At 67.0% G+C, this 22454-nt stretch carries 25 protein-coding genes; 11 read left to right on the top strand and 14 right to left on the bottom strand.

Going from position 1 to position 22454, the window contains the following annotated elements; genetic code table 11:
• On the top strand, nucleotides 1–1137 hold a 1137-nt coding region (gene manD, locus DBZ45_RS16575), incomplete at its 5' end, for a D-mannonate dehydratase ManD (protein ID WP_111904974.1).
• 24 nt (nucleotides 1138–1161) lie between these two features.
• Here manD and DBZ45_RS16570 read toward each other — a convergent pair.
• The 3 genes from DBZ45_RS16570 to DBZ45_RS16560 form a co-directional block, all read right to left on the bottom strand.
• On the bottom strand, nucleotides 1162–2748 hold the full coding sequence (locus DBZ45_RS16570) for an alkaline phosphatase D family protein (RefSeq protein WP_111904973.1): 1587 nt from the start codon (nucleotides 2746–2748) through the stop codon (nucleotides 1162–1164).
• Between the two features lie 129 nt (nucleotides 2749–2877).
• The gene (locus tag DBZ45_RS16565; RefSeq protein WP_111904972.1) at nucleotides 2878–3075 is read right to left on the bottom strand and encodes a hypothetical protein; all 198 of its coding nucleotides are present in this window, start codon (nucleotides 3073–3075) and stop codon (nucleotides 2878–2880) included.
• 125 nt (nucleotides 3076–3200) lie between these two features.
• Entirely contained in the window at nucleotides 3201–3443 is a 243-nt protein-coding gene (locus DBZ45_RS16560; RefSeq protein WP_111904971.1) for a hypothetical protein, read from the bottom strand.
• 124 nt (nucleotides 3444–3567) lie between these two features.
• Between DBZ45_RS16560 and DBZ45_RS16555 the strand changes: the two genes are divergently transcribed.
• Together DBZ45_RS16555 and DBZ45_RS16550 are read left to right on the top strand one after the other, a co-directional pair.
• Entirely contained in the window at nucleotides 3568–4344 is a 777-nt protein-coding gene (locus DBZ45_RS16555) for a phosphatase PAP2 family protein (protein WP_440130529.1), read from the top strand.
• Between the two features lie 4 nt (nucleotides 4345–4348).
• Nucleotides 4349–4654, top strand: coding sequence for an MmcQ/YjbR family DNA-binding protein (locus tag DBZ45_RS16550; RefSeq protein ID WP_111904970.1), 306 nt, complete (start codon nucleotides 4349–4351; stop codon nucleotides 4652–4654).
• Between the two features lie 7 nt (nucleotides 4655–4661).
• Here DBZ45_RS16550 and DBZ45_RS16545 read toward each other — a convergent pair whose 3' ends face one another.
• The gene (locus DBZ45_RS16545; protein WP_111904969.1) at nucleotides 4662–4976 is read right to left on the bottom strand and encodes a MerR family transcriptional regulator; all 315 of its coding nucleotides are present in this window, start codon (nucleotides 4974–4976) and stop codon (nucleotides 4662–4664) included.
• A 139-nt stretch (nucleotides 4977–5115) separates the two neighbouring features.
• Between DBZ45_RS16545 and DBZ45_RS16540 the strand changes: the two genes are divergently transcribed.
• The 3 genes from DBZ45_RS16540 (at nucleotide 5116) to DBZ45_RS16530 (ending at nucleotide 6392) form a co-directional block, all read left to right on the top strand.
• Nucleotides 5116–5538, top strand: a complete 423-nt coding sequence (locus tag DBZ45_RS16540) for an Hsp20/alpha crystallin family protein (protein ID WP_111904976.1) — start codon at nucleotides 5116–5118, stop codon at nucleotides 5536–5538.
• A 92-nt stretch (nucleotides 5539–5630) separates the two neighbouring features.
• The gene (locus tag DBZ45_RS16535) at nucleotides 5631–5969 is read left to right on the top strand and encodes a J domain-containing protein (protein WP_111904968.1); all 339 of its coding nucleotides are present in this window, start codon (nucleotides 5631–5633) and stop codon (nucleotides 5967–5969) included.
• Nucleotides 5970–6002: 33 nt separating this feature from the next.
• Nucleotides 6003–6392: a hypothetical protein gene (locus DBZ45_RS16530; protein WP_111904967.1), complete on the top strand. Its 390-nt coding sequence runs from the start codon at nucleotides 6003–6005 to the stop codon at nucleotides 6390–6392.
• A gap of 12 nt (nucleotides 6393–6404) precedes the next feature.
• Here DBZ45_RS16530 and DBZ45_RS16525 read toward each other — a convergent pair whose 3' ends face one another.
• Complete coding sequence (locus DBZ45_RS16525; RefSeq protein WP_111904966.1) at nucleotides 6405–7916, bottom strand: AAA family ATPase; 1512 nt, start codon at nucleotides 7914–7916, stop codon at nucleotides 6405–6407.
• A gap of 367 nt (nucleotides 7917–8283) precedes the next feature.
• On the opposite strand from DBZ45_RS16525, the gene DBZ45_RS16520 reads away from it, so the two are divergent.
• A complete protein-coding gene (locus tag DBZ45_RS16520; RefSeq protein ID WP_223257123.1) occupies nucleotides 8284–9852 on the top strand; it encodes a glycoside hydrolase family 1 protein in 1569 nt (522 codons plus the stop codon).
• A 14-nt stretch (nucleotides 9853–9866) separates the two neighbouring features.
• On the opposite strand, the gene DBZ45_RS16515 is transcribed toward DBZ45_RS16520, so the two are convergent.
• From DBZ45_RS16515 to DBZ45_RS16505, 3 genes are read right to left on the bottom strand one after another with little or no spacing between them, the layout of a single operon-like run.
• A complete protein-coding gene (locus DBZ45_RS16515; RefSeq protein WP_190243162.1) occupies nucleotides 9867–10940 on the bottom strand; it encodes an App1 family protein in 1074 nt (357 codons plus the stop codon).
• A gap of 52 nt (nucleotides 10941–10992) precedes the next feature.
• Nucleotides 10993–11730, bottom strand: coding sequence for a DUF72 domain-containing protein (locus DBZ45_RS16510; RefSeq protein WP_111904964.1), 738 nt, complete (start codon nucleotides 11728–11730; stop codon nucleotides 10993–10995).
• A 10-nt stretch (nucleotides 11731–11740) separates the two neighbouring features.
• The gene (locus DBZ45_RS16505; protein ID WP_111904963.1) at nucleotides 11741–12475 is read right to left on the bottom strand and encodes a GAF and ANTAR domain-containing protein; all 735 of its coding nucleotides are present in this window, start codon (nucleotides 12473–12475) and stop codon (nucleotides 11741–11743) included.
• Between the two features lie 148 nt (nucleotides 12476–12623).
• On the opposite strand from DBZ45_RS16505, the gene DBZ45_RS16500 reads away from it, so the two are divergent.
• The 3 genes from DBZ45_RS16500 to DBZ45_RS16490 all read left to right on the top strand — a co-directional run bounded on the left by DBZ45_RS16500 (nucleotide 12624) and on the right by DBZ45_RS16490 (nucleotide 15553).
• Nucleotides 12624–14429, top strand: coding sequence for a glycoside hydrolase family 15 protein (locus tag DBZ45_RS16500; protein WP_111904962.1), 1806 nt, complete (start codon nucleotides 12624–12626; stop codon nucleotides 14427–14429).
• 75 nt (nucleotides 14430–14504) lie between these two features.
• Entirely contained in the window at nucleotides 14505–14822 is a 318-nt protein-coding gene (locus DBZ45_RS16495; protein ID WP_111904961.1) for a YegP family protein, read from the top strand.
• A 41-nt stretch (nucleotides 14823–14863) separates the two neighbouring features.
• Nucleotides 14864–15553, top strand: a complete 690-nt coding sequence (locus DBZ45_RS16490; protein WP_111904960.1) for an HAD family hydrolase — start codon at nucleotides 14864–14866, stop codon at nucleotides 15551–15553.
• A 44-nt stretch (nucleotides 15554–15597) separates the two neighbouring features.
• Here DBZ45_RS16490 and DBZ45_RS16485 read toward each other — a convergent pair whose 3' ends face one another.
• Nucleotides 15598–15885, bottom strand: a complete 288-nt coding sequence (locus DBZ45_RS16485) for a hypothetical protein (RefSeq protein WP_111904959.1) — start codon at nucleotides 15883–15885, stop codon at nucleotides 15598–15600.
• 196 nt (nucleotides 15886–16081) lie between these two features.
• Between DBZ45_RS16485 and DBZ45_RS16480 the strand changes: the two genes are divergently transcribed.
• Nucleotides 16082–17257 carry a zinc-dependent alcohol dehydrogenase gene (locus tag DBZ45_RS16480; protein WP_111904958.1) on the top strand — a complete coding sequence of 392 codons (1176 nt, stop codon included), beginning with the start codon at nucleotides 16082–16084 and terminating at the stop codon, nucleotides 17255–17257.
• A 75-nt stretch (nucleotides 17258–17332) separates the two neighbouring features.
• Here DBZ45_RS16480 and DBZ45_RS16475 read toward each other — a convergent pair whose 3' ends face one another.
• The 5 genes from DBZ45_RS16475 to aceB all read right to left on the bottom strand — a co-directional run bounded on the left by DBZ45_RS16475 (nucleotide 17333) and on the right by aceB (nucleotide 22447).
• Nucleotides 17333–18199 (bottom strand): SDR family oxidoreductase, encoded by an 867-nt coding sequence (locus DBZ45_RS16475; RefSeq protein ID WP_111904957.1) that lies wholly within the window; start codon nucleotides 18197–18199, stop codon nucleotides 17333–17335.
• A gap of 47 nt (nucleotides 18200–18246) precedes the next feature.
• Complete coding sequence (locus DBZ45_RS16470; protein WP_111904956.1) at nucleotides 18247–18603, bottom strand: VOC family protein; 357 nt, start codon at nucleotides 18601–18603, stop codon at nucleotides 18247–18249.
• Nucleotides 18604–18742: 139 nt separating this feature from the next.
• Complete coding sequence (locus DBZ45_RS16465) at nucleotides 18743–19555, bottom strand: bifunctional allantoicase/(S)-ureidoglycine aminohydrolase (protein ID WP_111904955.1); 813 nt, start codon at nucleotides 19553–19555, stop codon at nucleotides 18743–18745.
• 15 nt (nucleotides 19556–19570) lie between these two features.
• Nucleotides 19571–20845, bottom strand: coding sequence for a DUF6986 family protein (locus tag DBZ45_RS16460; RefSeq protein WP_111904954.1), 1275 nt, complete (start codon nucleotides 20843–20845; stop codon nucleotides 19571–19573).
• 3 nt (nucleotides 20846–20848) lie between these two features.
• Entirely contained in the window at nucleotides 20849–22447 is a 1599-nt protein-coding gene (gene aceB, locus DBZ45_RS16455; protein ID WP_111904953.1) for a malate synthase A, read from the bottom strand.
• Nucleotides 22448–22454: the final 7 nt, after the last annotated feature.

Raw genomic sequence — 22454 nt, 5'->3', positions numbered from 1 at the left:
GGTGACGCCACCCTGAACGGGCGTGAGCTTGCCGTTGCTGCCTATTTGAAGGAGCACGTCGCGCAGCTGCTGATCGGGAAGGACCCGCACCGGATCGAGGACACCTGGCAGTTCCTGTACCGGTCCTCGTACTGGCGCCGGGGCCCGGTGACGATGGCCGCGATCGCCGCGGTGGACATGGCGTTGTGGGACATCAAGGGCAAGCTGGCCGGCATGCCGGTGTACCAGCTGCTCGGCGGGGCGTCCCGGAACGGGCTGCGGGCGTACGGGCACGCGTCCGGTTCGGACATCCCCTCGCTGTTTGACTCGGTCCGGGAGCACCTGGAGCTCGGGTACAAGTCGGTGCGGATCCAGACCGCGGTGCCCGGGATCAAGGCCGTGTACGGGGTGGCCGCGCAGGCCCAGGCGTCGGGGGAGCGGTACGACTACGAACCGGCCGGGCGCGGTGCGTTCCCGGTGGAGGAGGACTGGGACACCCGGGCCTACCTGCGCCACCTGCCGTCGGTGTTCGAGGCGGTCCGGAACGAGTTCGGACCGGAACTGCCTTTGCTGCATGACGGGCACCACCGGATGACGCCGATCCAGGCCGCGAAGCTGGGCAAGGCCCTGGAGCCGTATGACCTGTTCTGGCTGGAGGACTGCACCCCGGCGGAGAACCAGGAGGCGCTGCGCCTGGTCCGCCAGCACACCACCACCCCGCTGGCCATCGGTGAAATCTTCAACACCGTGTACGACTACCAGACCATCATCAAGGAACAGCTGATCGACTACGTCCGGGCAGCCTCCACGCACTTCGGCGGGATCAGCCCTTTGAAGAAGGTCATGGATTTCGCCGCGCAGTACCAGATCAAGTCCGGCTTCCACGGACCCACGGATATTTCCCCGGTCGGGTTCGCCGCGCAGCTGCACGTGGGCCTGGCGATCCACAACTACGGCATCCAGGAATACATGCAGCACTCGGCCGCCACGAACGAGGTGTTCGAGCAGACCATGACGTTCACCGACGGCTACCTGCACCCGGGCGACAAGCCCGGCATCGGCGTCGAATTCAACGAGGAAGCCGCCGCCGCCTACCCCTACCAGCAGGCCTACCTGCCCTACAACCGCCTCGTCGACGGAACCGTCCACGACTGGTGAGCGCTGTCCTGCGGGAGGCGGCAGCTAGGCGCGGGGCTGGAGGCCGGGCACGCCGTCGTCTATCCGGAAGGACGCCTTGGTGCTAACCGCCGAACCTGGTGCGTTGACGTAGTCCAGCACCCGGAAATCCGCTGTCAGGGAGTCCCTGGTGATCGTGGTCCGGACGTAGCCGCGCTGGTCGTTGTAGAACTTCAGGTGTTCGTTCCAGGCCATGGTGGGGTCCGTGACGGAGCCCGTCCCGTTGCCGGAGGAGGTAACGGACGTGCACACCAGTTCAGACCCGACCACCGGCGCGTCCGGGTTCTTGTAGTCGACCTTGACGTCGTTGGCCCAGTTGCGGTGGACGTCGCCGGTGAGGACGACGGCGTTGCGCACCTTGGCGTCCACCCAGCCCTGGGTGATGCGGCGGCGGGAGGATGCGTAGCCGTCCCAGCCGTCCATGGACACGTCGTCGATGTCGGCGGCCTGGTTGCGGTCCCGCTCGGCGAAGAACACCTGCTGGCCCAGCAGGTCCCAGCGCGCCTTGGACTTCCGGAAACCGTCCAGCAGCCACTGCTCCTGGTCGGCCCCGGTGATGGTCCGGTTCTCCGCCAGGCGCTCCTGGACGTTCTTCCGCCACCCGTCCCCGGCCAGCTGGTCGTCGCGGTACTGGCGGGTGTCCATCATATGGAAGTTGGCAAGCTGGCCCCACTGAACCGTGCGGTAGATCTTCATGTCTGCCCCGGCGGGCATGGAGGGTGCGCGGAGCGGCATGTTCTCGTAGTACGCCCGGAAGGCGGCGGCCCGGCGCTTCCTGAAGTTGGCTGCCGTGTCGTTCAGCTGGGCAGGGTCCGCGTTTTCCGGGACCTCGTCCGCCCAGTTGTTATCCACCTCGTGGTCATCCCAGACCACCAGCCACGGCGCCGCGGCATGCGCGGCCTGGAGGTCGGCGTCGGCCTTGTACTGAGCGTGGCGCTGGCGGTAGTTCTCCAGCGTCACCGTCTCCGGGCCCTCGTGGTTGCGGACGTTCCCGCCGCCGGTCACGTAGGAGCCCTTCTTGTACTCGTACTGGTAGTCGCCGAGGTGCAGCACCAGGTCCGGCTGGTCCTCGGCGAGGCGGCGGTAGGCCGTGAAGAATCCGTGCTCGTACTGGGCACAGCTGGCGAAGGACATGGACAGGGCGGCCGGCGTCTCGTACCAGGCCGGACTGGTCAGTGTGCGGCCGACAGGGCTGATGTGCCGGCCGGCGCGGAACCGGTAGAAGTATTCGCGCCCCGGCTTCAGGCCGCGCAGTTCCGCATGGACGGAGTGGGCGCTTTCCGGCCGGGCCTGCTCCACGCCGCGCTGGACGACGTGCCGCATCGCCGCATCCTCGGCAACCTCCCAGGCCACGGCTACGACGCGGGAGGGCATGCCGCCCAGCCCGTCTTCTGCGAGCGGGTTGAGCGCGAGCCGGGTCCAGAGCACGAAGCCGTCGGGCCAGGGGTCGCCGGACGCGACGCCGAGGGTGAAGGGATCTGTGGGGAGGCTCGCTTCCGCGTTCCGGGGATCGGCGACGGCGGTGCCGGGCAGGGCGATGACGAGGCCGGCGCCGAGGCTGCTGGTGATGAGTGTTCTGCGAGTGATGTCCATGGCCCCGAACCTAACGGGGCAGCTTGGACAGGCGAGGACGCGCGCGTTAATCGCGAGTGAACGGTAGCGCCCCGTCGGGGTAAACGGCCCGTTGTTTTACCGGGCAGGCCGCTGCTTGGAAGGCTGAGTTTACTTGGAAGGCTGGGGCACTTCGCAGGTCAGCTTGGGGTTGGCGCCCATGTAGTTCAGCGGTCCGGCGGCGATGGTGATCGCCACGGTTCCGGCCTCTGTGCACGAGTCCGGGGAGCCGCTGAAGTAGCCCCGCTGAAACGCGGCAAACACGCCGATGATGAGCCAGATGACCACAAGCAGTCCGATGATCCTCACGGCAGCCTCCGTAGCCCCGTTGCCACTTCAATGTGTGACTAATTATCCACCGGGGCTGCCAATCAGGACAGGGCTACCGGAACGGGCCTTGTTGTTCTGCGTACTGCTCGGGAGCCGCAGCCAGGTCAGCTGGGTTCGGTGGTGTCCACCGGTGTTTCCTCGACGTCCGGTGTGTCCTCTGCCGTGGCAATCTGGCTGTTGCTGGGCGTTCCGGCCCGCGGGCTGTCCTTGCCCTCTTCCGGTTCGAACGTGTTCGGCTCGCCTGCGCCCACGGCGACGCCGTCGCCGGAGTCCGGGACGCCATCCCCTTGGGTCTGCGGTGAGGGTCCGCTGTTCTGGTCTTCCTGGCCGGTTCCTTCTGTGCTCATGTCGTCTCCTGAGACCTCGCGGGGCTGGAAGTTTTACCGTAACAGCGGCGAAGGACATCCGTAAGGGGGCTTAGGATTTCACTTCAAAGGCAGTTTTCCTTAGCGCACACAGGCGGTCTTTCAGGTGGCAGAAGAATCGGCGGACAAGCAGGGCTGGTGGCGCGTCTTCCATGACAAGTTTGTGGTTGAAGAACGCTACATGGAACCCGGCGCGCGGAAGGCGCTCTACGTGACGGCGGTCGTCCTCGCAGTTGTGGGGGCAGCCGTCTTCTTCTTGGCTCTCTCCGGAGTTCAGGGTCATGACGGGGTGGCCAGTGCTGATGACGAGGCATGGAGGTGGCTCCTGACGACGCGCTCGCAGGTGCTGACCGTGGTGATGATTGTCCTGGCTGTCATCTTCGGGCCCGTGGCGCTGCCCATCATCGTCCTCGTTGTCACGGTGGCATGGGGCATCCTGGCGAAGCATGCCTGGCGGCCGATTCTGCTGGCGGCGGCAATGCTCACGGGCGTGGGACTGGCGCAGCTCATCGGCAGGTCGGTCGACAGGCAACGCCCTCCAGTGGACCAGATGCTGTTCGGCGCGGATCACACCTTTTCGTTTCCGTCGGGCCACGTTCTGGGGGCCTCCGACTTCCTGCTGATAACGGCGTTCCTGGTGTTTTCCCGCCACCGGAAACCAAAGACAACAGTGGTCGGTTTTGTCTGCGCCATCATCGGAGTGATCCTGGCGTCCGTCAGCAGGCTGTACCTTGGCTATCACTGGGTGAGCGACGCCGTGGCTTCCGTGGCACTCTCGCTGGTGGTGCTCGGTGCCGTGATAGCCGTCGACACCTGGCGCACTGCCCGGGTGCCGGGCGAAGAAGTTACGGGCGAGCTTTCCAAGGCGGACGCCCCGGACTGAAAGCATGGCCACCGAAGCCGATGTCCGCAGGATCTGCCTTGCACTGCCGGGCGTGACCGAGCGCGCCAGTTGGAACCAGCCGGCCTGGTTCGCTAAAACCCTGATGGCCCGCATCTGGGAAACGGACGTGCTCACGGTCAAAACCGCGGAGCGGGAGGCTCTCGCGGGCACGGATCCTGAGACGTTTTTCTGGACGCCGCACCATGAGCGTTCGCCGCAGCTGGTCCTCGTCCGGCTTTCAAGGGTCGACGGCGGCCTGCTCGCCGAGCTGCTGGAGGATTCCTTCCTGCTCGCCGGCGGACGGCTGTAGCTACGGATCAATCGCCGTCGTCCGGGCGGGCGCTCCGGGCCCGGGCAAGCTTCAGTTGCCGCCGGAGACGGGCGTTGTCCATTTCCAGTTCCAGCACCTTCGCCACGCCCGCCAGGTTGAGCCCTTCGTCCAGGAGTTCTCCGATGCGGCGCAGGACGGCCAGGTCGGATTCGCTGTACTGGCGGGTGCCGCCGTCGGTCCTTTCCGGGGTCAGCAGGCCGCGGCGCTCATAGAGCCGGATGTTTTGCTGGCCTGTTCCCACGAGCTCCGCCACCACCGAAATGGCGTACAGCCCGCGCCCAGTGCTGCCCCGGTTGGCCATGTGATTCCCCGTCCAAACTTTTCCTGATTTGCCCCTTGCCCCAGTTTGTCACTGGTGCTATAAAAAATCTATATCCACCACCATAGATAAGCGGTGATGGATAGCCATTGAACCTACATGCTGAAGGGAGTGGGAAATGATGCTAATCCGTACCGACCCGTTCCGTGAGCTGGACCGTCTCACCCAGCAGGTCTTCGGAACAGCAGCCCGTCCGGCGGCCATGCCGATGGATGCGTGGCAGGAAGACGGGGAATTTGTGGTGGCCTTTGACCTGCCGGGGATTTCGCCGGACGCCGTGGATCTGAACGTTGAAAGGAACGTCCTCACTGTCCGGGCGGAGCGCCGGGATGCCACCCAGCCGAACGTCGAAATGGTGGTTTCCGAGCGGCCACGCGGCGTCTTTAGCCGGCAGCTCATTCTCGGTGACACGCTGGACGCGGACAACATCAAGGCCAGCTACGACGTTGGAGTGCTGACACTCCGGATCCCGGTCGCCGAGCAGGCAAAGCCACGGAAGATCGAGATCGAAAGCAAGGGCCAGCTGCATCAGATCGGGACGTAGCCGGCCGCAGCGCTGGCAGGGGCGGCCTCCACCTAACCCGAAGGCCGCCCCGGCCACGGCAACAGGAACAACCACTTCAACAGGCTTCAGTGATGACCAGACCCGCACCGGACTACTATGCGGTGCTGCAGATTCCGCACGGCGCGTCGCAGCAGGAAGTCGCCCGTGCCTACCGCGCGCTGATGCGCCGCCACCATCCGGATCTCGCCAACGGTGACGCGGTGCCAGCCGAACTGCAACTCGTCATGCAGGCCTTCTCCGTGCTTCGGGACCCGAAGCGCCGGGCAGCCTACGACCGCGAGATCCTTCGTGCCGGGGGCCCCGACCCATCAGCCAGCCAGCCACACAGCATTCCAGTCCACGTAGTCCGGCACCGTGAACCGCCGCTGCGCGTCACCCGCGTCAGGTGGGAGAGCGGACCCTGGGCCTGAATCCGACCTGAACGTCAGAGGAGAACCACAGCCATGAGCGATTGGCGCCGCTACGACTCCCACCTGATCCCGGCCTTCCATGAGCGCTTCGAGCAGCGTTGGGGCAAGGGCACAGCGCCGTTCCTGGATCCCGAGGCCCATGAGGAGCCGCTTCCCCGCGCACAGTGGATCAATCCCACAACCGGTGCCGCCCTGGCCGTGGTGCCCATCTGGTCCGACGACGACCGCCAGCACCGTACGTTCGGAGTGTTCTACCTGCCGCCGGCTGGGGATATCTGGGTGCTTCGCCCAGGCCTCACCCAGTTCCTTGAGCCCGGCGAGGCCGGCTCGGCGAACCTGGTGGGCCTGCGGAATGATGCTTTCCGCAAGGCCGTGTCCCACGCCAACGAATTCCTCTTCGGGCCGCCGCCGCTGGTGGACTGACCCGTAACTGGACTAACCCGGCCCGGCGAAACCAACGCTGCCAAAATCAGGCCCTGGGAAGAAGCCCGGCCGGGGAGAACCCGGCCCGCCAATTCCCGGGCCAGGGAAGGCAGGAACAGCGAAGCCGCCCTGCCCGTCCCCGGCGCCGGCCGGGCCGCTGCCCAGCAGGCTCCTGGTGAGGGTCTCGCCGTCGGCCATCAGTTCTTCCACCGCCCCGAGCAGGTGGCTGTCCGACACGGGTGCGCCGTCCAGTGCGGCACGCACGACGGCGCGGCGGACCAGTTCGCGCGCGAATGAGGCCGTTGTCCCTTCGGTGCGGGCGGCGGCGTCCCGGACAGCCTGCGGGCTGAACGGAATGCCGCGCGCATACAGCGTCACCAGCCCGACGCGCTCGTCCGCGGCCGGCAGCGGAATATCCACGGCGAGGTCCACGCGGCCGGGGCGCTGGGCAAGGGCGCGTTCGAGCATGTCCACACGGTTGGTGGTGAGGACGAACGCGACGTCGGCGTCGTGGTCCAGGCCGTCCATGGCGTCCAGCACCTCGAACAGCAGCGGCTGCGGCCCGTGCCCGAAGCTCCGGTCCTCGGCGATCAGGTCGCAGTCCTCCAGCACAACGATCGAAGGCTGAAGGGCCCGGGCCATGGCGGCCGCCTCGGAAATCCGGGCCAGGGATCCTCCGGACAGCAGGATTGCGGTGATGCCGGCACTCTGGCTCAGCAGGTACCGCACCGTGTGGGTCTTGCCGGTCCCCGGTTTGCCGTACAGCAGGATGCCCCGCTTGAGGTGCTGGCCGTACTCGTTCAGCGACTCCCGGTGTGCGGCGATGCCGAGGGCGTGATCAGCCACTTTCTGGAGCAGCCCCTGCGGCAGGATGACGTCGGAGGCGGTGAGTTCCGGGCGGGCGTGGAACGTCACGCCTCCGGTGCTGGGCCCGTACTCTCCCATGACCAGGGAAATGACCTGGCCCTTCAGGACGCTGCCGCGCTGCATGCGCCGGCGGAACTCCGCCAGGAAGTCCGCCGCGTTCTTCGCATCAGCAGCCAGAACCTCGAGGCATGCCGTCTGCCGCCCGTACCGCGGCGCCGCGTCCCGCTGCAGGACCGCAACAGGGCTGCCCGCGTGCCGGAACAGCCACAGGCCCAGTGCCACGGCCTGCCGCTGTTCGTCCGGGCCCACAGCCAGGTTGATGTAGTCGGGCTGGGACAACGGGAACTGCGGGAAAAACTGCGACTGCTGCAGCATGTCACTCAGGGACTGGTGGTGGCGCTGGTCTCCGCCGCCGATGCCCACCAGCCGGAACTCCGGGTCCTCACCGGCGAGCTCGGCCATCAGGATGTCCGCGTCCACGAACCGGTGCGCCGGCACCTCCTCCACCACCACCGCAAGTGATTCGGCCGGCACCGCCAGATGCTCGGTGATTGTTGTCAGCAGCTGCGTTCCGGCCTTCACGCGGTGCTGCCCGGACTGGGCGATCTGCACCAGTTGCGCGAAATCATCGATGAACTTCCCCAATTTTTCATCCATGCCGCAGACCCTACCAGCGCCGGTCAAGACCCTGCCGGGGCCGGAGGCGGGGCGACGCCAGGAACCCCGTTCAGGCCCCTCGTCAGCGGCCCCGGCCTGTGCCATTCTGGGAGGTACCCCAGTCCAGAGGTACCCCAGTCGTCTTGAGCTGCTGAAGGATCGGAGCTGTGGAAGGACCGGAGCCGTCGTAGGAGAAGGCCATGTTTGCGCCCAAGGGTTCGTTTTCCAGCTTTAGCGTGGACGAACGTGATGTCCGTGATTAATCCTGACAGCGCTTAATCCGGGCAGTGCGGCGCCCTGAGCGGTAGACTCCGGCAATCTGAAGTTTTGGCCAAACGGCCTTTCACAACGTCACAGAGGTCCAGCGATGCATCCTTCCGCCAAAGAATTGGCAGCCATGGTTCCGGCCGATTTCACCCTGGGGGTAGCTACAGCCGCCTTCCAGATTGAAGGGGCGCTCGATGAGGACGGCCGCGGACCCGCCGGCTGGGACGTCTTTGCCGCCAAGCCCGGGACGATCGTGGACGGCCACAGCCCCGCGGTGGCGTGCGACCACTACCACCGCATGCCGCAGGACGTGGCCCTGATGAAGGAGCTCGGCGTCGATTCCTACCGGTTCTCACTGGCATGGCCGCGGATCCAGCCGGACGGACGTGGAGCGGTAAACCGGGCCGGCCTCGACTTCTATGACCGGCTGCTGGACGAGCTGCTGGCGAACGGGATTTCGCCGATGGTCACGCTCTACCACTGGGACACTCCGCTGGCCCTCGATGAGGACGGCGGCTGGCTCAACCGGGACACGGCTTACCGGCTGGGGGAGTTCGCCGCCATCGCCGCGGCCGCGTACGGGGACCGGGTGGCCCGCTGGGTGACCATCAATGAACCCGCCACCGTGACCACCAACGGTTATGCCCTGGGCCTGCACTCTCCGGGGAAGGCCGACTTCGCCAACGGTCTGCCCACCGTGCACCATCAGCTGCTCGGCCACGGCCTGGCCCTGCAGGCCCTTCGGGCCGCCAGGGTGCCTGGAGAAATCGGCATGACCAACGTGTACTCGCCCGTGGTGCCCAACTCGGGCAACCCCCTTGACTGGATGAGTGCCGGAGCGATGGACATGGCGCAGAACCGGCTTTATGCGGACCCCGTGCTTACCGGGAAGTATCCGGACCTCATCCGCCTCGGGAAATTCTTCTCGTCCTTCGACCATCCGGACGAGGACATGGCCGTCATTTCCCAGCCGCTGGATTTCTACGGCATGAACTACTACATGCCCACGCGGGTGGCAGCGGGCGGGGGCGACAGCCCCGTTCCGGCGGCGATGGCGGAGGCGATGGGGGATGACCTCAAGGACGCCACGCCCGGTGCCCCGCTCCACATCGAACCGTGGCCGGACACCGAAACCACTGCCTACGGCTGGCCCGTGAAGCCCGAGTACATGGCCGTGGCGCTCAAGGAAATGGCCGAACGGTACCCGAACCTTCCGCCCGTCATCATCACGGAGGGCGGGGCGAGCTTTGAGGACATCAGGGTCCTCGACAAGTCCACGAACCGGACCTTCATCCCCGACGAGCGGCGGGTCCGTTACCTCTCCGACCACCTCGGCACCGCCCTCCGGGCCACGGCCCCCGGCGGCGAGGCCGAGGCGATCGACCTGCGCGGCTATTACGTCTGGTCCTTCATGGACAACTTCGAATGGTCCGGCGGGTACAAGCAGCCGTTCGGCCTGGTGCACGTGGATTTCGAGACGCAGGTGCGCACGCCGAAGGCCTCGTTCTACTGGTTCCAGGAGCTCCAGGAGGAACGCAAGCTGGCCGCGTCCGCGGATGCCGCCGTCGCGGCTGCGGCAGCAGGGCCGGACGGAGCCGTGGCTGACGGAATGCTGACAGACGCAGGGATGTCCGACGGCGGAACGCCCGACGGCGGGCCGGTCACCTGAAGCGGTCGGGGCACCTAGAGCAGTTCGAGCTCCCTGAGCTGGCGGGCTATGCCCGCCCCGTCGGGAGAGTAGATCCACGGCACCGTTGAGGCGCTGTGGTCCCCGTCTTCGGAGTGGCCGCCGGCGAAGACGGCCTCGCTCACGGACAGTTGCCGGATGGCGATGGCCGCCACCTTGTGCGCGTTGTGCTGTGTGAACTGCGAGTAGATCTGCTCGTCATGCTGGCCGTTGTCGCCGATCAGCAGCCAGCGCATGTGCGGGAACTCCGCCGCCAGCCGCTCAAGGTTGCGGCGCTTGTGCTCCTGGCCGCTGCGGAACCACCGGTCCTGGGTCAGTCCCCAGTCCGTGAGCAGCAGCGGGCCGGCCGGATACATGTTCCGGGTCAGGAACCGTGCGAGCGTGGGCGCTGCGTTCCAGGGGCCGGTTGAGAGGTAGATGACCGGCGCGTCGGGATGCTCAACTGTCAGCCGGTCCAGCAGCACCGCCATGCCCGGGGTGGCCATCCTGGCCCGCTCGCTCAGGACGAAGGTGTTCCAGAGCGCCAGGAACGGCCGGGGCAGTGCCGTGACCATGACGGTGTCGTCAATGTCGGAGACAATGCCGAACTTTGTGTCCGGGGCAATCACAAAGATGCTGGCTTCCGTGGGTTCGGTGCCCGCGGAGCGAAGCACAGCCGTGTGCCAGCCCGGGGCAAGGGACACCGGGATATCGATGTCCACCAGCCCGCCGCGGTCCGCCTTGACCTTCGTGACTGTTCCGCCGATCTCGATCTCCACGTCCGAGCCGGGAATGGGAACGCTGGTGAAGGCACGCCAGCCGCGCACATTCTCGGTGCCGTTCCGGGCGGCATGGTCGGCGCGGCTGCCGGGCACGGGCTTGCTGGCCAGCACCACCCTGCCCAGGACCCGGACCCACTCCGTGGAGCCGTAGCCCTGGTAGGCGATGGTCTTGGGCTCGAACTTCCAGCGCCGGGCGGCCTTCAGGCGCGACGTGTTGATCGCATCCGAGAGCCGGTGGGCCAGGCGGAAGACGCGCTTCCCTGACAGACTCGCCCCTGACAACGGTGATTCCTGTGACGCCATGTCCATGCCTTCACTCTGCCACAGGGCAGGGGCCCTTGGGTTGCCGTCCTGCTCTCTGTTACTCCCCGCCGTCTCCCAGCATGCCGCGCAGGGTGTCGGCGTTACGCACGGCGTTGCCGCCGCCGTCGTTGTTGAAATACGCGAAGACTTCCCGTCCGGAGCCTCGCCACTCCCGGATCCTGTCCGCCCACCAGCCCAGTTCCTCGTCCGAGTAGGAGCCGCCGTACAGGTGCCGGTGGTCGGGCCCGTGCAGCCTGACGTAGACGAACGGGGCGGTCGCCTGCAGGTTGCAGGGCAGGTTTGCACCGCTCATGACGGTGTACGCGGCCCCGTGCCGTTCCAGCAGCCCGTACACTTCCGGCTGCTCCCAGCTCGGATGGCGGAATTCCACGGCCACCCGGATCCACTCGGGCACGGCGCCGAGGAAATAGTCCAGGCGGGCGTCATCCCTAGCCATGCCGGGAGGCAACTGGACCAGCAGCACCGCGCGCTTGTCGCCGAGCTCGTGCCAGCACCGCGAGATCCGTTCGATCCAGACTTCGGGGGCGTACAGCTTCTTGCCGTGGGTGAGGCCGCGCGGGGCTTTGACGGACAGGGCAAAACCGGCCGGCAACCTGGTCCGCCAGCCGGCGAACGTGGTGTCCCGCGGCCAGCGGTAGAAGCTGGCGTTCAGCTCCACTGTGCTGAACCGTGACACGTAGTGCTGCAGCCGGTCCCGGGTGGGAAGCCCCGGCGGGTACAGCACATGTTCCCAGTGGTCGTAGCTCCAGCCGGACGTACCGATGTGGATGTTCATCCGTGGGAACTCAGTCGAAGTGGGTTGTCACGGTGCCGCCGCCGGCGGACTCCACGATGGCCGCAGCGACGTCGCGCAGCTTCAGGTTGCGCGTGCTGGATGCCGACTTGATGAGGTTGATGGCGTCCTCCTGGCTGCAGCGGTTCTGCGCAATGATGATCCCGACGGCGGTGTCGATGATGGTCCGCGACTCCATCGCCCGCCTCAGGTTGTCGGCGTTGTCGTTGCGCTGGGCGAGCAGGACCGCGAGCCGGAGGCCCTTGGACGCCTGGCGGACATAGCTGATGGCACTCTCTACGGCGGAGGCGTCAAAGACATTCGGCTTTTCGGAGTACAGGTTGAGTCCCGCCCGCGCGTCTGCGCCGGGCAACTCGAAAGGGACCGCCAAAACCGAACGGATGCCGTTCTTCAGCACGGTGTCGTTGTAATCCGGAAACTCCGAATCGAGCTCGAAGTCCGGTACGTGGACCAGGACGCCCTCCCGGCAGGAGCGCAGGCAGGGGCCGTCGCCAAACTGGTACTGGATCTCGTCCACCGCCTGGGCGTGCTCGCTGCTGCTGGCCACGGTGGCCGCCGAACGGTGCCGCAGGAGGGTGATGCCGCAATAGATCCGGCCGCGCGGCCCCGACATGCTCTCGGCAGAGTACCGGGCCAACTCGTCAAGGAAATCCTGGACATCCTGGGTGTCCAGCAACATGTCCTGGACATGCGCCACCACGTCAGCTTCATTCAGGCGACTATCCACGCAAGGCTCCACTTCCGCCCTTCAGACCGGCACCGCCGGAATAACGAGGCAAGGCTGGCTGGGTAGGCTCCGGCGGCAGCTCCGCCTAACCTCAGGCTACACCCGGTCGCCCCTCGTGCCGCGGGGCCCGCTGTGGCACTGTAAGGGCATGGTACGCATCGAGGATTACGCGGTGGTCGGGGATCTGCACACCGCGGCCCTGGTCAGCACTGAAGGCTCGATTGACTGGCTGTGCCTGCCGCGGTTCGATTCGCCGGCCTGCTTCAATGCGCTTCTGGACACCCCCGAATCCGGCCGCTGGCTCCTCGCCCCGGCAGCCGGGGGCGGCTGCACACGGCGCCGCTACCGCCGGCACACCCTCATTCTGGAAACCGAGTGGGAAACCGACGACGGCGCCGTCCGGGTCATCGACTTCATGCCGCCCCGCGACGAGGTGGCGGACATTGTGCGGATCGTGGTGGGGTTGCACGGACATGTCCGGATGAGAAGCGAGCTGGCCCTGCGCTTCGATTACGGCCACATCATGCCGTGGGTGCGTCGGGACAGCCACGGTCTGCACGCCATCGCCGGTCCTGATTCTGCCTACCTGGTGACCACTGCCCCGCTGCGGGGCGAACGCATGCACACCGTCAGCGACTTCACCGTGAAGGCCGGCGAACGGGTGCCGTTCGTGCTGACGTGGGCGCCCAGCCATGTGCGCCGTCCCCGTTCCGTGGATCCGGAAGAAGTGTTGGATTCCACCGAGCGTTTCTGGCAGGAGTGGGCAGGCAAATGCAAGGTATCAGGACCCTACAAAGATGCCGTCCAGCGCTCGCTGATCACACTGAAGGCCCTCACATACGCGCCCACCGGAGGCATCGTTGCGGCCGTGACCACGTCGCTGCCGGAGCAGTTGGGCGGGCCCCGGAACTGGGATTACCGCTTCTGCTGGTTGCGTGATGCAACCCTGACACTTCAGGCGTTGCTGGCCGCCGGCTACACCTCCGAGGCGGCGGCCTGGCGCGACTGGCTGCTGCGGGCCGTGGCAGGCGACCCGGCCGACCTGCAGATCATGTACGGGATCCACGGCGAACGCCGGCTGCCGGAAATGGAACTCCCCTGGCTGGCGGGCTATGAGAATTCGGCGCCGGTGAGGGTGGGCAACGCCGCCGCGGGCCAGCTGCAACTGGATGTGTGGGGTGAAGTGCTGGACTGCCTTGCCCTGACCCGCAACTCGTTGCTGAAGCACACCGACGAAGCCTGGGACGTCCAGGTGGCGCTGATGGAATACCTCGAAGGCGCCTGGGACCAGCCGGACAACGGGCTGTGGGAGATGCGCGGTCCGCGGCGCCATTTCACCCACTCCAAGGTGATGGCATGGGTGGCGGCGGACCGGATGGTCAAGGGGGTCCGGGATTCCCGGCTTCCCGGCCCGGCAGACCGCTGGGAGGCGCTCCGCGACACCATCCACGCCGAGGTCATGGCGAACGGCTTCGACGCCGGCCGGAACACCTTCACGCAGAGCTACGGCCGCCCCGAACTCGATGCCAGCCTGCTCCTGATTCCGCGCGTCGGCTTCCTTCCGCCCGACGATCCGCGGGTGATCGGCACCATCGAGGCCATCCAGCGCGAACTGACCGAGGATGGCTTCGTGCTGCGGTACCGGCCCCAGGCGAGCGACGACGGCCTGCCGGGGGATGAGGGGGTATTCCTCGCCTGCTCCTTCTGGCTGGTGGAGGCCCTGCTGGGAGCAGGCCGGCGCAGAGAGGCCACGGAACTTTTCGAACGATTGCTGTCCCTGCGCAACGACGTCGGCCTGCTGAGTGAGGAATGGGGCGTCCAGAGCGGGCGGCACCTGGGGAACACCCCCCAGGCGTTCAGCCATTTCGCGCTGGTGACCAGTGCCTTGGAACTCAACCAGCACCGGTCCCGCCGGAGCGACAGGCCGCTCCCGTCAAAGGCCGGTACCGGGTGACAACTCTCACCTTTGGTGCTAGGTAAGTATACTTACTAACACGTCACCGAAGGGTGAAGAAGGAGGAAAGCCAAAATGGCTGGATATTTCGAGTTGGTGGACGCTCCCGACGGCGGTTACAGGATCCGGCTGCTGGATGGAACGGGGGCGCTGATGGCCGTATCCGTCACCTTCCCGACGAAGCGCGCAGCAGTTGCCGGGGTTGCCCAGGCCAGGGAGATTGCCGGCACGGGCCTGATCCGGGACTGCTGCAAGGATGCAGTCAAGCGACCGGCGCAAAAGCGCCATGCCTGGCCTCTCCGGCAGGCAGTGAAGTCCTCGGTGGGTGCAGGTCACGGGTCCCGGAAGACCGCACCGCAGCGCGTGTCCGCTCCGCTGCTGGCCGAGCGCTGAGGCCGGCTGGAGTGTCAGAAGGCAAAGAGCCGCGGAATCAGTTGTCACCGGGGCAGCGCAGGGAGAAGGGGGTCCTGTTCGACGTTGACGGGACCCTGATCGACTCCGCCTATATCCACACCCTTGCCTGGTGGCAGGCGTTCCGCCAGTCGGGCTTCGATGTGCCCATGGCCCGGATCCACCGCTGTGTGGGGATGGGTGGGGCGCGACTGGTCGACAGTCTGCTGCCGGACTCCCGAAACAAGGACGTGGACGAGGCTATCCTGTCCGCCCATTCCGGGGTTTTCGGCACGTACTGGCCCTCGCTCCGCCCCTTGGACGGGGCCCGGGACCTGCTGGCCAAGTGCAGTGAAAAGGGACTGGCGGTGGCTCTGGCCTCGTCTGCGAGGGAACAGGATCTCGAAGCGCTCCGCTCCGCCCTGTCGGCGGATGACTTCATCGACGCTGCTACGAGCTCCAATGATGCGGAGAACAGCAAGCCCGAGCCGGACATCCTGGTGGCGGCGCTGGAGGCCGTGGGGCTTGACGCCTCCGGGGCCGTCTATGTGGGGGACGCGGTGTGGGATGTGATGGCGGCCGGCAGGCTCGGCATCCCCACCATTGCCCTCACCTGCGGCGGCACCAGCGAAGCTGAGCTGCGGGAAGCAGGGGCCGTGGAGGTCTATGACGGTCCGCGGGAGCTCCTCGACAACCTGGGCGGCAGCGCGATCGGCAGGCTGCTGGCCGGATAGGGTGTCCCGGTTTGAAGGGTCCGGGCTTGAGGGTCGGGGCGCGGTCAGGCCCCGGCCGTGTCCGCCCCCGACTGGGTGTTCGTGGACTCGGTGTTGGTGAACCCGCCACCCTCTGGCTCGTCGGCGTAGGTCCCCCTGTTCCACGACACCGCGACCGCCACGGAGCCGTCGTCGTTCCGGACCACCTCGGTAAGCACGTCCGAAACCGCCGCCCCCATGGCGACGATTTTTGCTTGGTAGGTGCTCACCAGTTCTTCTAGGCTGGCCTCCGTCCATTCGCCGGGGCGCATGCGCGTGGAGATTTCCACCGGTTCGGGCTGGTACAGCGACATGACGGGCGCCTTTCCTTTGGGGCAAGAACAGTTCCTACGCTAGGAGCGTACGCCGGCTGAAACAAGTGAAAAAGCAACGATGCTTACCCTCCGATTGCGAGTTCCGGGAAATTGATAAGCATACTGACCTTCACATTGGGACCCGGGCACGTTACGGTCGAAAGGACGCGACGTGCAGCTACAGGAAGGCATTCCATTGAAGGCACTGACTTGGCAAGGCAAGCGCTCGGTGAGCGTGAAGGAAGTACCGGACCCGGTCATCAAGGAGCCCACGGACGCGATCGTGAGAATCACGTCGTCCGCGATCTGCGGCTCGGATCTCCACCTGTACGAGGTGCTCGGCCCCTACATGCACAAGGACGATGTGCTGGGCCATGAACCCATGGGCATCGTGGAGGAGGTGGGGAGCGCCGTCACCAACCTGGCAAAGGGAGACCGTGTGGTCATTCCCTTCAACATTTCCTGCGGCCACTGTTACATGTGCTCCCAGGGCCTGCAGTCGCAGTGCGAAACCAGCCAGGTCCGGGAGAGGAATTCCGGGGCCGCGCTGTTCGGGTTCTCGGAGCTGTACGGCTCCGTTCCCGGCGGACAGGCGGAGTACCTGCGGGTGCCGTTCGCGGACTACGGCCCCGTTAAGGTGGGGCAGGAGCTGCCGGACGAGCGGTATCTGTTCCTTTCGGACATCCTTCCCACCGCCTGGCAGGGCGTGAAATACGCCGATGTTCCGGCCGGCGGCACGCTGGCGGTCTTCGGGCTGGGCCCGGTGGGGCAGTTTGCCTCCCGGATCGGCACCTACCTGGGCCAGCGGGTGATCGGCGTGGATCCGGTTCCGGAACGCCGTGAGATGGCGGCGCGGCACGGCGTCGAGGTTCTGGACTATGCGAAGGGGATCGGCGACGAACTGCGCGAGATGACCGGCGGCAGGGGACCGGACGCGGTGGTGGACGCCGTCGGCATGGAGGCGCACGGCTCGCCGGTGGCTGCCTTCGCGCACCAGGCGCTGGGGCTCCTTCCCGACAAGGTGGCGCAGAAGGCCATGGAAACCGCCGGCGTCGACCGCCTTGCCGTGCTGCACACAGCCATTGACGCGGTCCGCCGCGGCGGCACACTCTCCCTGAGCGGCGTCTACGGCGGCACGGCCAGCCCCCTGCCGCTGCTGACCATGTTCGACAAGCAGATCCAGCTCCGCATGGGCCAGTGCAACGTCCGCCGGTGGACGGACGAGCTGCTCCCGCTGGTGGAGGACGACGCCGATCCGCTGGGTGTGATGGATCTGGTCACCCACACCGCGGGGCTCGCCGAAGCGCCGGAGCTCTATGAGAAGTTCCAGAAGAAAGAGGACGGCTGCATCAAGGTGGTCCTCAAGCCCTGACGGGCAAGTGAGGCACCGGGATATATAGACACCGGGCTTTAGCAGCGAGGTCCGGGACGGCGGCTGGCGGGCGACTCACCCGCCAGCCGCTTTCCGTTGCGGGACCTGTCCGGCGGCTCGCGTGGCGGCTGGAACCTGCTCGCGCCACTCATGGCCGGTGATATGTGAGCCGGCCTGCGGCCCCATCTGGAGCATCCCGCCGTCGACCGCCCACGACGCCCCGGTGACATAGCTCGACGCCGGAGAGGCAAGGAACGCAATCACCGCGGCCACCTCCCGCGCATCGCCGGGCCGCCCGAGCGGAACACCGGGCCGGTCCGTGGTGCGGGGGTCTTCATCGGTCTGGCCCGTCATCGGCGTCGCGATTTCGCCTGGAGCCACTGAGTTGGCCGTGATGCCGTGGGTGGCCAGCTCCAGCGCAATGGTCTTGATGAGTCCGCCCAGCCCGTGCTTGGACGCGTCGTAGGCCGACGAGCCCACCCGCGGCTGCGTCTCGTGGACGCTCGTGACGGCGATGATGCGGCCGCCCCGCCCGGCGTCGACCATCCGGCGGGCTGCCGCCTGGATGCAGAGGAAGGCGCCGTTGAGGTTGGTGTCCAGGGTCTTCGCCCAGGTCTCATAGTTCAGCTCGAGGAACTTGGTGCCGTCGCCCGTGCCGGAGTTGTTGACGAACACGTCGACGCTGCCCAGGTCCTCTGCCAGGCCGTCGATGACACCGGCGCACGCCAGGAGGTCGGTGGTGTCGAGCTGCCGGACCACCGCGTTCCGGCCCTCGGCGCGAACCTCCTCCGCTGTCCGTTCGGCACCGTCCCGGTCCGAGTGCCAGGTGACGCCGACGTCCAGGCCGGCCCGGGCCAGGGCAACCGCGGTGGCGCGGCCGATCCCGGAATCGCTGCCCGTGACGATGGCAGTGCGGGGCGAGAAATCGGGCGAGAGATTCATGGTGCGTCCTTCCGCGCGTCCCTTTTTAAGAGGTCAGGTTCGAGGGGTCAAGCTGCCGCATCCACAACGCAGAAGCGGTTTCCGTCCGGGTCTTCCAGCACGATGAAATCCGGGTCATCCGGATACGAGTCCCAGGCCACCCTGGCTGCCCCGAGCTCGACGAGCCGTTCCACCTCGGCTGCCTGGTCATCGGCGTAGAGGTCCAGGTGAAGGCGCGGATGGGACTGCACCGGAGTCTCGCTGAGCATGAGGGCGAGCCGGGCGCCGTCGCCCTTTTGCGGGACGAGCACCACCCACGTCTCGTCGCCGTCCTCCCGCGGGATGTAGCCGAGGGCGTCGCACCAGAAGGCGGTGGCGCGGGCGACGTCGTCGACGCCGAGGACAGTCGTTCCGATCGTCAGCATGCCTTCATGCTTCCCTGCGTGCAGTTGTGACGCAAGGGTTGGCGGAAACCGGAGACGCCGGAAACGCGAAATCGCCGGAAGCTTCCAGCGTACTGGCAGGTTTCCGGCGATTTCGGCGGCAGTGAGGTCCGTGGCGGGACTAGGTGAGGCGGACCTGGCGGTTCATGTCCTTATAGAGCAGGTAGCGGAACTCGCCCGGGCCCCCGGCATAGCAGGCCTGCGGGCAGAAGGCGCGCAGCCACATGAAGTCGCCGGCCTCCACCTCCACCCAGTCGTTGTTGAGCAGGTACATGGCCTTGCCCTCAAGGACGTACAGGCCGTGTTCCATGACATGGGTTTCCGGGAACGGAATTACTCCGCCCGGCTGGAACGTCACGATGTTCACCTGCATATCGTGGGCCAGGTCGCTGGAGTCCGTGAAGCGGGTGGTCTTCCAGACGTCATTGGTGTCCGGCATCGACGTCGGCTCCACGTCCTTCTCGTTGGTTACGAAGGACTTGGCTTCATACCCCTCGAGCCGCTCGTAGGCTTTGCGGATCCAGTGGAAGGACACGACGTCGTCGGAGACATTCTCCAGGCCCCATTCCGCACCGGCGGCCAGGTAGGCGTAGCCGCCCTCCTCCAGCTGGTGCAGTTCGCCGTCGAGGGTGAGGCTGACCTTGCCGCGGGTCACGAAGATGACGCCTTCGACGCCGGCCTCGAATTCGGCCTTAGGCGCCCCGCCCCCCGGGCCGATCTCGACAATCAGCTGTGAGAATGTGGTGGCGAAACCGGAAATGGGGCGCGCGATAATCCAGGAGCGGGTGTTGCTGAATCCCGGCAGGTTGCTGGTCACGATGTCGGTCATGACGCCCTTGGGAATGACCGTGTAGGCCTCGGTGACGATGGCCCGCTCAGTGGTCAGGTGGGTCTGCGGCGGCAGTCCGCCTTCGGGGGAGTAGTACTTTCCCATGGGGAGATTCCTTACCTAGGAGTTGGAAGTGGTAGCCAGTCGCGGGTGGGCCAGGGCAGTCAGCTGGGGGATCCCGACGGCGGCGAGTGCCTGGACCTCTTCGGCCCCCACGGCGCCGCACTGGACGCCGCGCAGCACGAACGCGGCGAGCGCGCGGGCCGTGGCCGGCTCGTCCATGACGCCGCCTTCCGTCTGCTCCACGTAGTTCCGCAGCCGGGCCGCCGCGGCCGGCAGGCCCTGCCGGTAGAAGGCATACGTTGCCGCGAACCTGCTGGGGAGCTGGGCCGGGTGCAGGTCCCAGCCCTGGTAGAAGCCGCGCTCCAGGGAACGGCGCACCAGGCGGCCGTGCAGCTGCCACGCGTTTTCCACGTTGTCGCCCACGGGAATGATGTTGGTGGATCCGTCGGACAGCCGGATGCCGGTGCCGGCCACGGCCAGCTGCATGACCTCCTTGGCGAAGTCGGCCACCGGGTGTTCCATCGACTGGTACTCGGCGGAGATCTGCAGGGAAGCGGAGTAATCGTACGTGCCGTAGTGCAGGCCGCTGATCCTGCCGGGAACGGCATGCGGCAGCTGTGCCACCGGGGACGTCCCCTCCGGGCCGAGGATGAGCTGCGGCGTCTCCACCTGCACCTCGAACCGGAGCCGGCCGGCGGGGAGGGAATGAATGTCCTCGAGCCGGGAGACCGCATAATCCATGGCCCGCACCTGGGCCACGGTAGTGACCTTGGGCAGCGTCAGGACCAAGCCCTCGGGCAGTTCGCCCGCGGCGGCCAGGCCGGAGACGAACAGGTCGAGGGTGCGCAGCCCGCGGGCGCGGGTGGCGGCCTCGAAGCACTTGAACCGGATGCCGATGAACGGCGGCACGGACCCGGCCGAGACTGCGGCGGCCACGGCGGACGCCGCGGCAACGGCAGCGGCGTCCTCGGCGTCGTCGCCCCGGTCCCCGAACCCGTCCTCGAAGTCGAGCCGGAGGTCCTCGATCGGCTCGCTGGCCAGCTTCGTTTCCACCCTGGAAGCGACGGCCTCGGCGAGCTCGGCGTCCTGGCCCAGCAGCGCACCCAACCGGGCCAGCCCGCCGTGGGCGGCCGCCGCCGCCAGCGCCTGGGTTCCCCAGTCGGCGGCGAGCGACGGCGTGAACCGGTCAGCGGGGACGTACACGGTGTGGACGGGCTGGCGGGAGCCGTCGTCGCCCGGGTAGTTCTGCTCGAGCAGCCGGTCGGTGTCCGCCAGCTGCCCGTCAATCCGGGCCAGGTCCGCCGCAGTCAGCGATGTTTCGGGTACCGCCATGCCTCAGCCCACCAGTTCGTAGGCGGGGGTGGTGAGGAAGTCTGTGTAGTCCTCGGACAGGCAGATGTCGCCGATCAGGGCGCTGGCGGGCTGGTAGTAGCGGGCGAACGCTTCCTCGCCCACCTCGCCGCGCAGCTTCTCGGTTTCCTCCGCCAGGATCCGGGTGACCAGCTCGCGGGTGACCTTGTTGCCGGTGTCGGCGAGGACCACCTCGTTGCGGATCTGCTGCCAGACCTGCGAACGGGAGATTTCCGCCGTGGCAGCGTCCTCCATCAGGTTGTGGATGGCCACCGCGCCGTTGCCGGAGATCCAGACGGCGGTGTAGGCCACGGCGACGTAGAGGTTCAGGCGGAGTCCGGCTTCGGTGACCTGGCCCTCGGCAGAAGCGATGTCCAGCAGCTGGCCGGCCGTGACCGAGACCTCGGGACGCTGCTTGTCCAGTTGGTTGGGGCGGTCACCGAGCACTGAGTCGAAGACCTCCTGGCAGACGGGCACGAGGTCAGGGTGGGCCACCCAGGAGCCGTCGAAGCCGTCGTTCGCCTCACGGGTTTTGTCCGAGCGGACCTTCTCGAAGGCCTGCGCGGTGACCTCGGGTTCGCGCCGGTTGGGGATGACCGCGGCCATACCGCCCATCGCGAACGCGCCGCGGTGGTGGCAGGTCTTGACCAGCAGCTCCGTGTAGGCCCGCATGAACGGCGCCGTCATGGCCACGGTGGCGCGGTCCGGCAGCACGAAGCTGGCGCCAGCGTCACGGAAGTACTTGATGATGCTGAACAGGTAGTCCCAGCGGCCGGCGTTCAGGCCCGAGGCGTGGTCCCGCAGCTCGTAGAGGATCTCGTCCATCTCGAACGCAGCGGGAATGGTTTCGATCAGGACGGTTGCGCGGATGGTGCCCTGGCCGAGGCCGAGGAAGTCCTGGGCGAAGACGAACACGTCGTTCCACAGCCGGGCCTCGAGGTGGCCCTCCATCTTCGGCAGATAGTAGTACGGGCCCTGGCCGTTGAGCACCAGCTGCTTGGCGATGTGGAAGAAGTGCAGGCCGAAGTCCACCAGCGCGCCGACGGCGGGTTCGCCGTCGAGCAGCAGATGCCGCTCCTCCATGTGCCAGCCGCGGGGGCGGGCCACGACGACGGCCAGCGGGGCGTCGGTGCGGAGCCGGTACTCCTTGCCCTCGGGCGAGGTGTAGCTCAGCGTCCCGGTGGCGGCATCGCGGAGGTTGAGGATGGCGTCAATGACGTTGTCCCAGGTGGGCGTGCTGGCGTCCTCCAGGTCGGCGAGCCACACCTTCGCGCCGGAGTTCAGCGCGTTAATGGCCATCTTGGCCGGCGAAGCCGGGCCGGTCATCTCGACCCGGCGGTCCTGCAGGGCCGCCGGTGCCGGCGCAACCTTCCAGTCGCCGTCGCGCACGTTCTTGGTTTCCGGCAGGAAATCCAGGCTGCCGGTCCTGGCCACCTGCTCGCGCTTGGCCTTGCGGGCCGTAAGCAGCTCGCCGCGCCGGCCGGCGAAGCGCTTGTGGAGCTCCTCCACGAACGCGAGGGCCTTCGGGGTGAGAATCTCCTCCGCACGCTCGATCGGCCGGGGGTCTGTGACTGTGATAGCCATTGTGGGT

Origin of the sequence: Arthrobacter globiformis, from assembly GCF_003261175.1 — a bacterium.
Taxonomy (GTDB): Bacteria; Actinomycetota; Actinomycetes; order Actinomycetales; family Micrococcaceae; genus Arthrobacter; species Arthrobacter globiformis_A.
The sequence above is the reverse complement of the archived record's forward strand: the minus strand, read 5'-3'. Positions and strand labels throughout refer to the sequence as shown.

Bases quoted from the DNA above. Each gene is read 5' to 3' on its own strand.
- DBZ45_RS16515 (WP_190243162.1), bottom strand. From the start codon at position 10,940: ATGGACATGGCGTCACAGGAATCACCGTTGTCAGGGGCGAGTCTGTCA.
- DBZ45_RS16485 (WP_111904959.1), bottom strand. From the start codon at position 15,885: ATGTCGCTGTACCAGCCCGAACCGGTGGAAATCTCCACGCGCATGCGC.
- DBZ45_RS16500 (WP_111904962.1), top strand. From the start codon at position 12,624: ATGGTACGCATCGAGGATTACGCGGTGGTCGGGGATCTGCACACCGCG.
- DBZ45_RS16530 (WP_111904967.1), top strand. From the start codon at position 6,003: ATGAGCGATTGGCGCCGCTACGACTCCCACCTGATCCCGGCCTTCCAT.
- DBZ45_RS16510 (WP_111904964.1), bottom strand. From the start codon at position 11,730: ATGAACATCCACATCGGTACGTCCGGCTGGAGCTACGACCACTGGGAA.
- DBZ45_RS16495 (WP_111904961.1), top strand. From the start codon at position 14,505: ATGGCTGGATATTTCGAGTTGGTGGACGCTCCCGACGGCGGTTACAGG.
- DBZ45_RS16540 (WP_111904976.1), top strand. From the start codon at position 5,116: ATGCTAATCCGTACCGACCCGTTCCGTGAGCTGGACCGTCTCACCCAG.
- DBZ45_RS16545 (WP_111904969.1), bottom strand. From the start codon at position 4,976: ATGGCCAACCGGGGCAGCACTGGGCGCGGGCTGTACGCCATTTCGGTG.
- DBZ45_RS16535 (WP_111904968.1), top strand. From the start codon at position 5,631: ATGACCAGACCCGCACCGGACTACTATGCGGTGCTGCAGATTCCGCAC.
- DBZ45_RS16520 (WP_223257123.1), top strand. From the start codon at position 8,284: ATGCATCCTTCCGCCAAAGAATTGGCAGCCATGGTTCCGGCCGATTTC.
- DBZ45_RS16525 (WP_111904966.1), bottom strand. From the start codon at position 7,916: ATGGATGAAAAATTGGGGAAGTTCATCGATGATTTCGCGCAACTGGTG.
- DBZ45_RS16470 (WP_111904956.1), bottom strand. From the start codon at position 18,603: ATGCTGACGATCGGAACGACTGTCCTCGGCGTCGACGACGTCGCCCGC.
- DBZ45_RS16570 (WP_111904973.1), bottom strand. From the start codon at position 2,748: ATGGACATCACTCGCAGAACACTCATCACCAGCAGCCTCGGCGCCGGC.
- DBZ45_RS16475 (WP_111904957.1), bottom strand. From the start codon at position 18,199: ATGAATCTCTCGCCCGATTTCTCGCCCCGCACTGCCATCGTCACGGGC.
- aceB (WP_111904953.1), bottom strand. From the start codon at position 22,447: ATGGCTATCACAGTCACAGACCCCCGGCCGATCGAGCGTGCGGAGGAG.
- DBZ45_RS16460 (WP_111904954.1), bottom strand. From the start codon at position 20,845: ATGGCGGTACCCGAAACATCGCTGACTGCGGCGGACCTGGCCCGGATT.
- DBZ45_RS16550 (WP_111904970.1), top strand. From the start codon at position 4,349: ATGGCCACCGAAGCCGATGTCCGCAGGATCTGCCTTGCACTGCCGGGC.
- DBZ45_RS16560 (WP_111904971.1), bottom strand. From the start codon at position 3,443: ATGAGCACAGAAGGAACCGGCCAGGAAGACCAGAACAGCGGACCCTCA.
- DBZ45_RS16465 (WP_111904955.1), bottom strand. From the start codon at position 19,555: ATGGGAAAGTACTACTCCCCCGAAGGCGGACTGCCGCCGCAGACCCAC.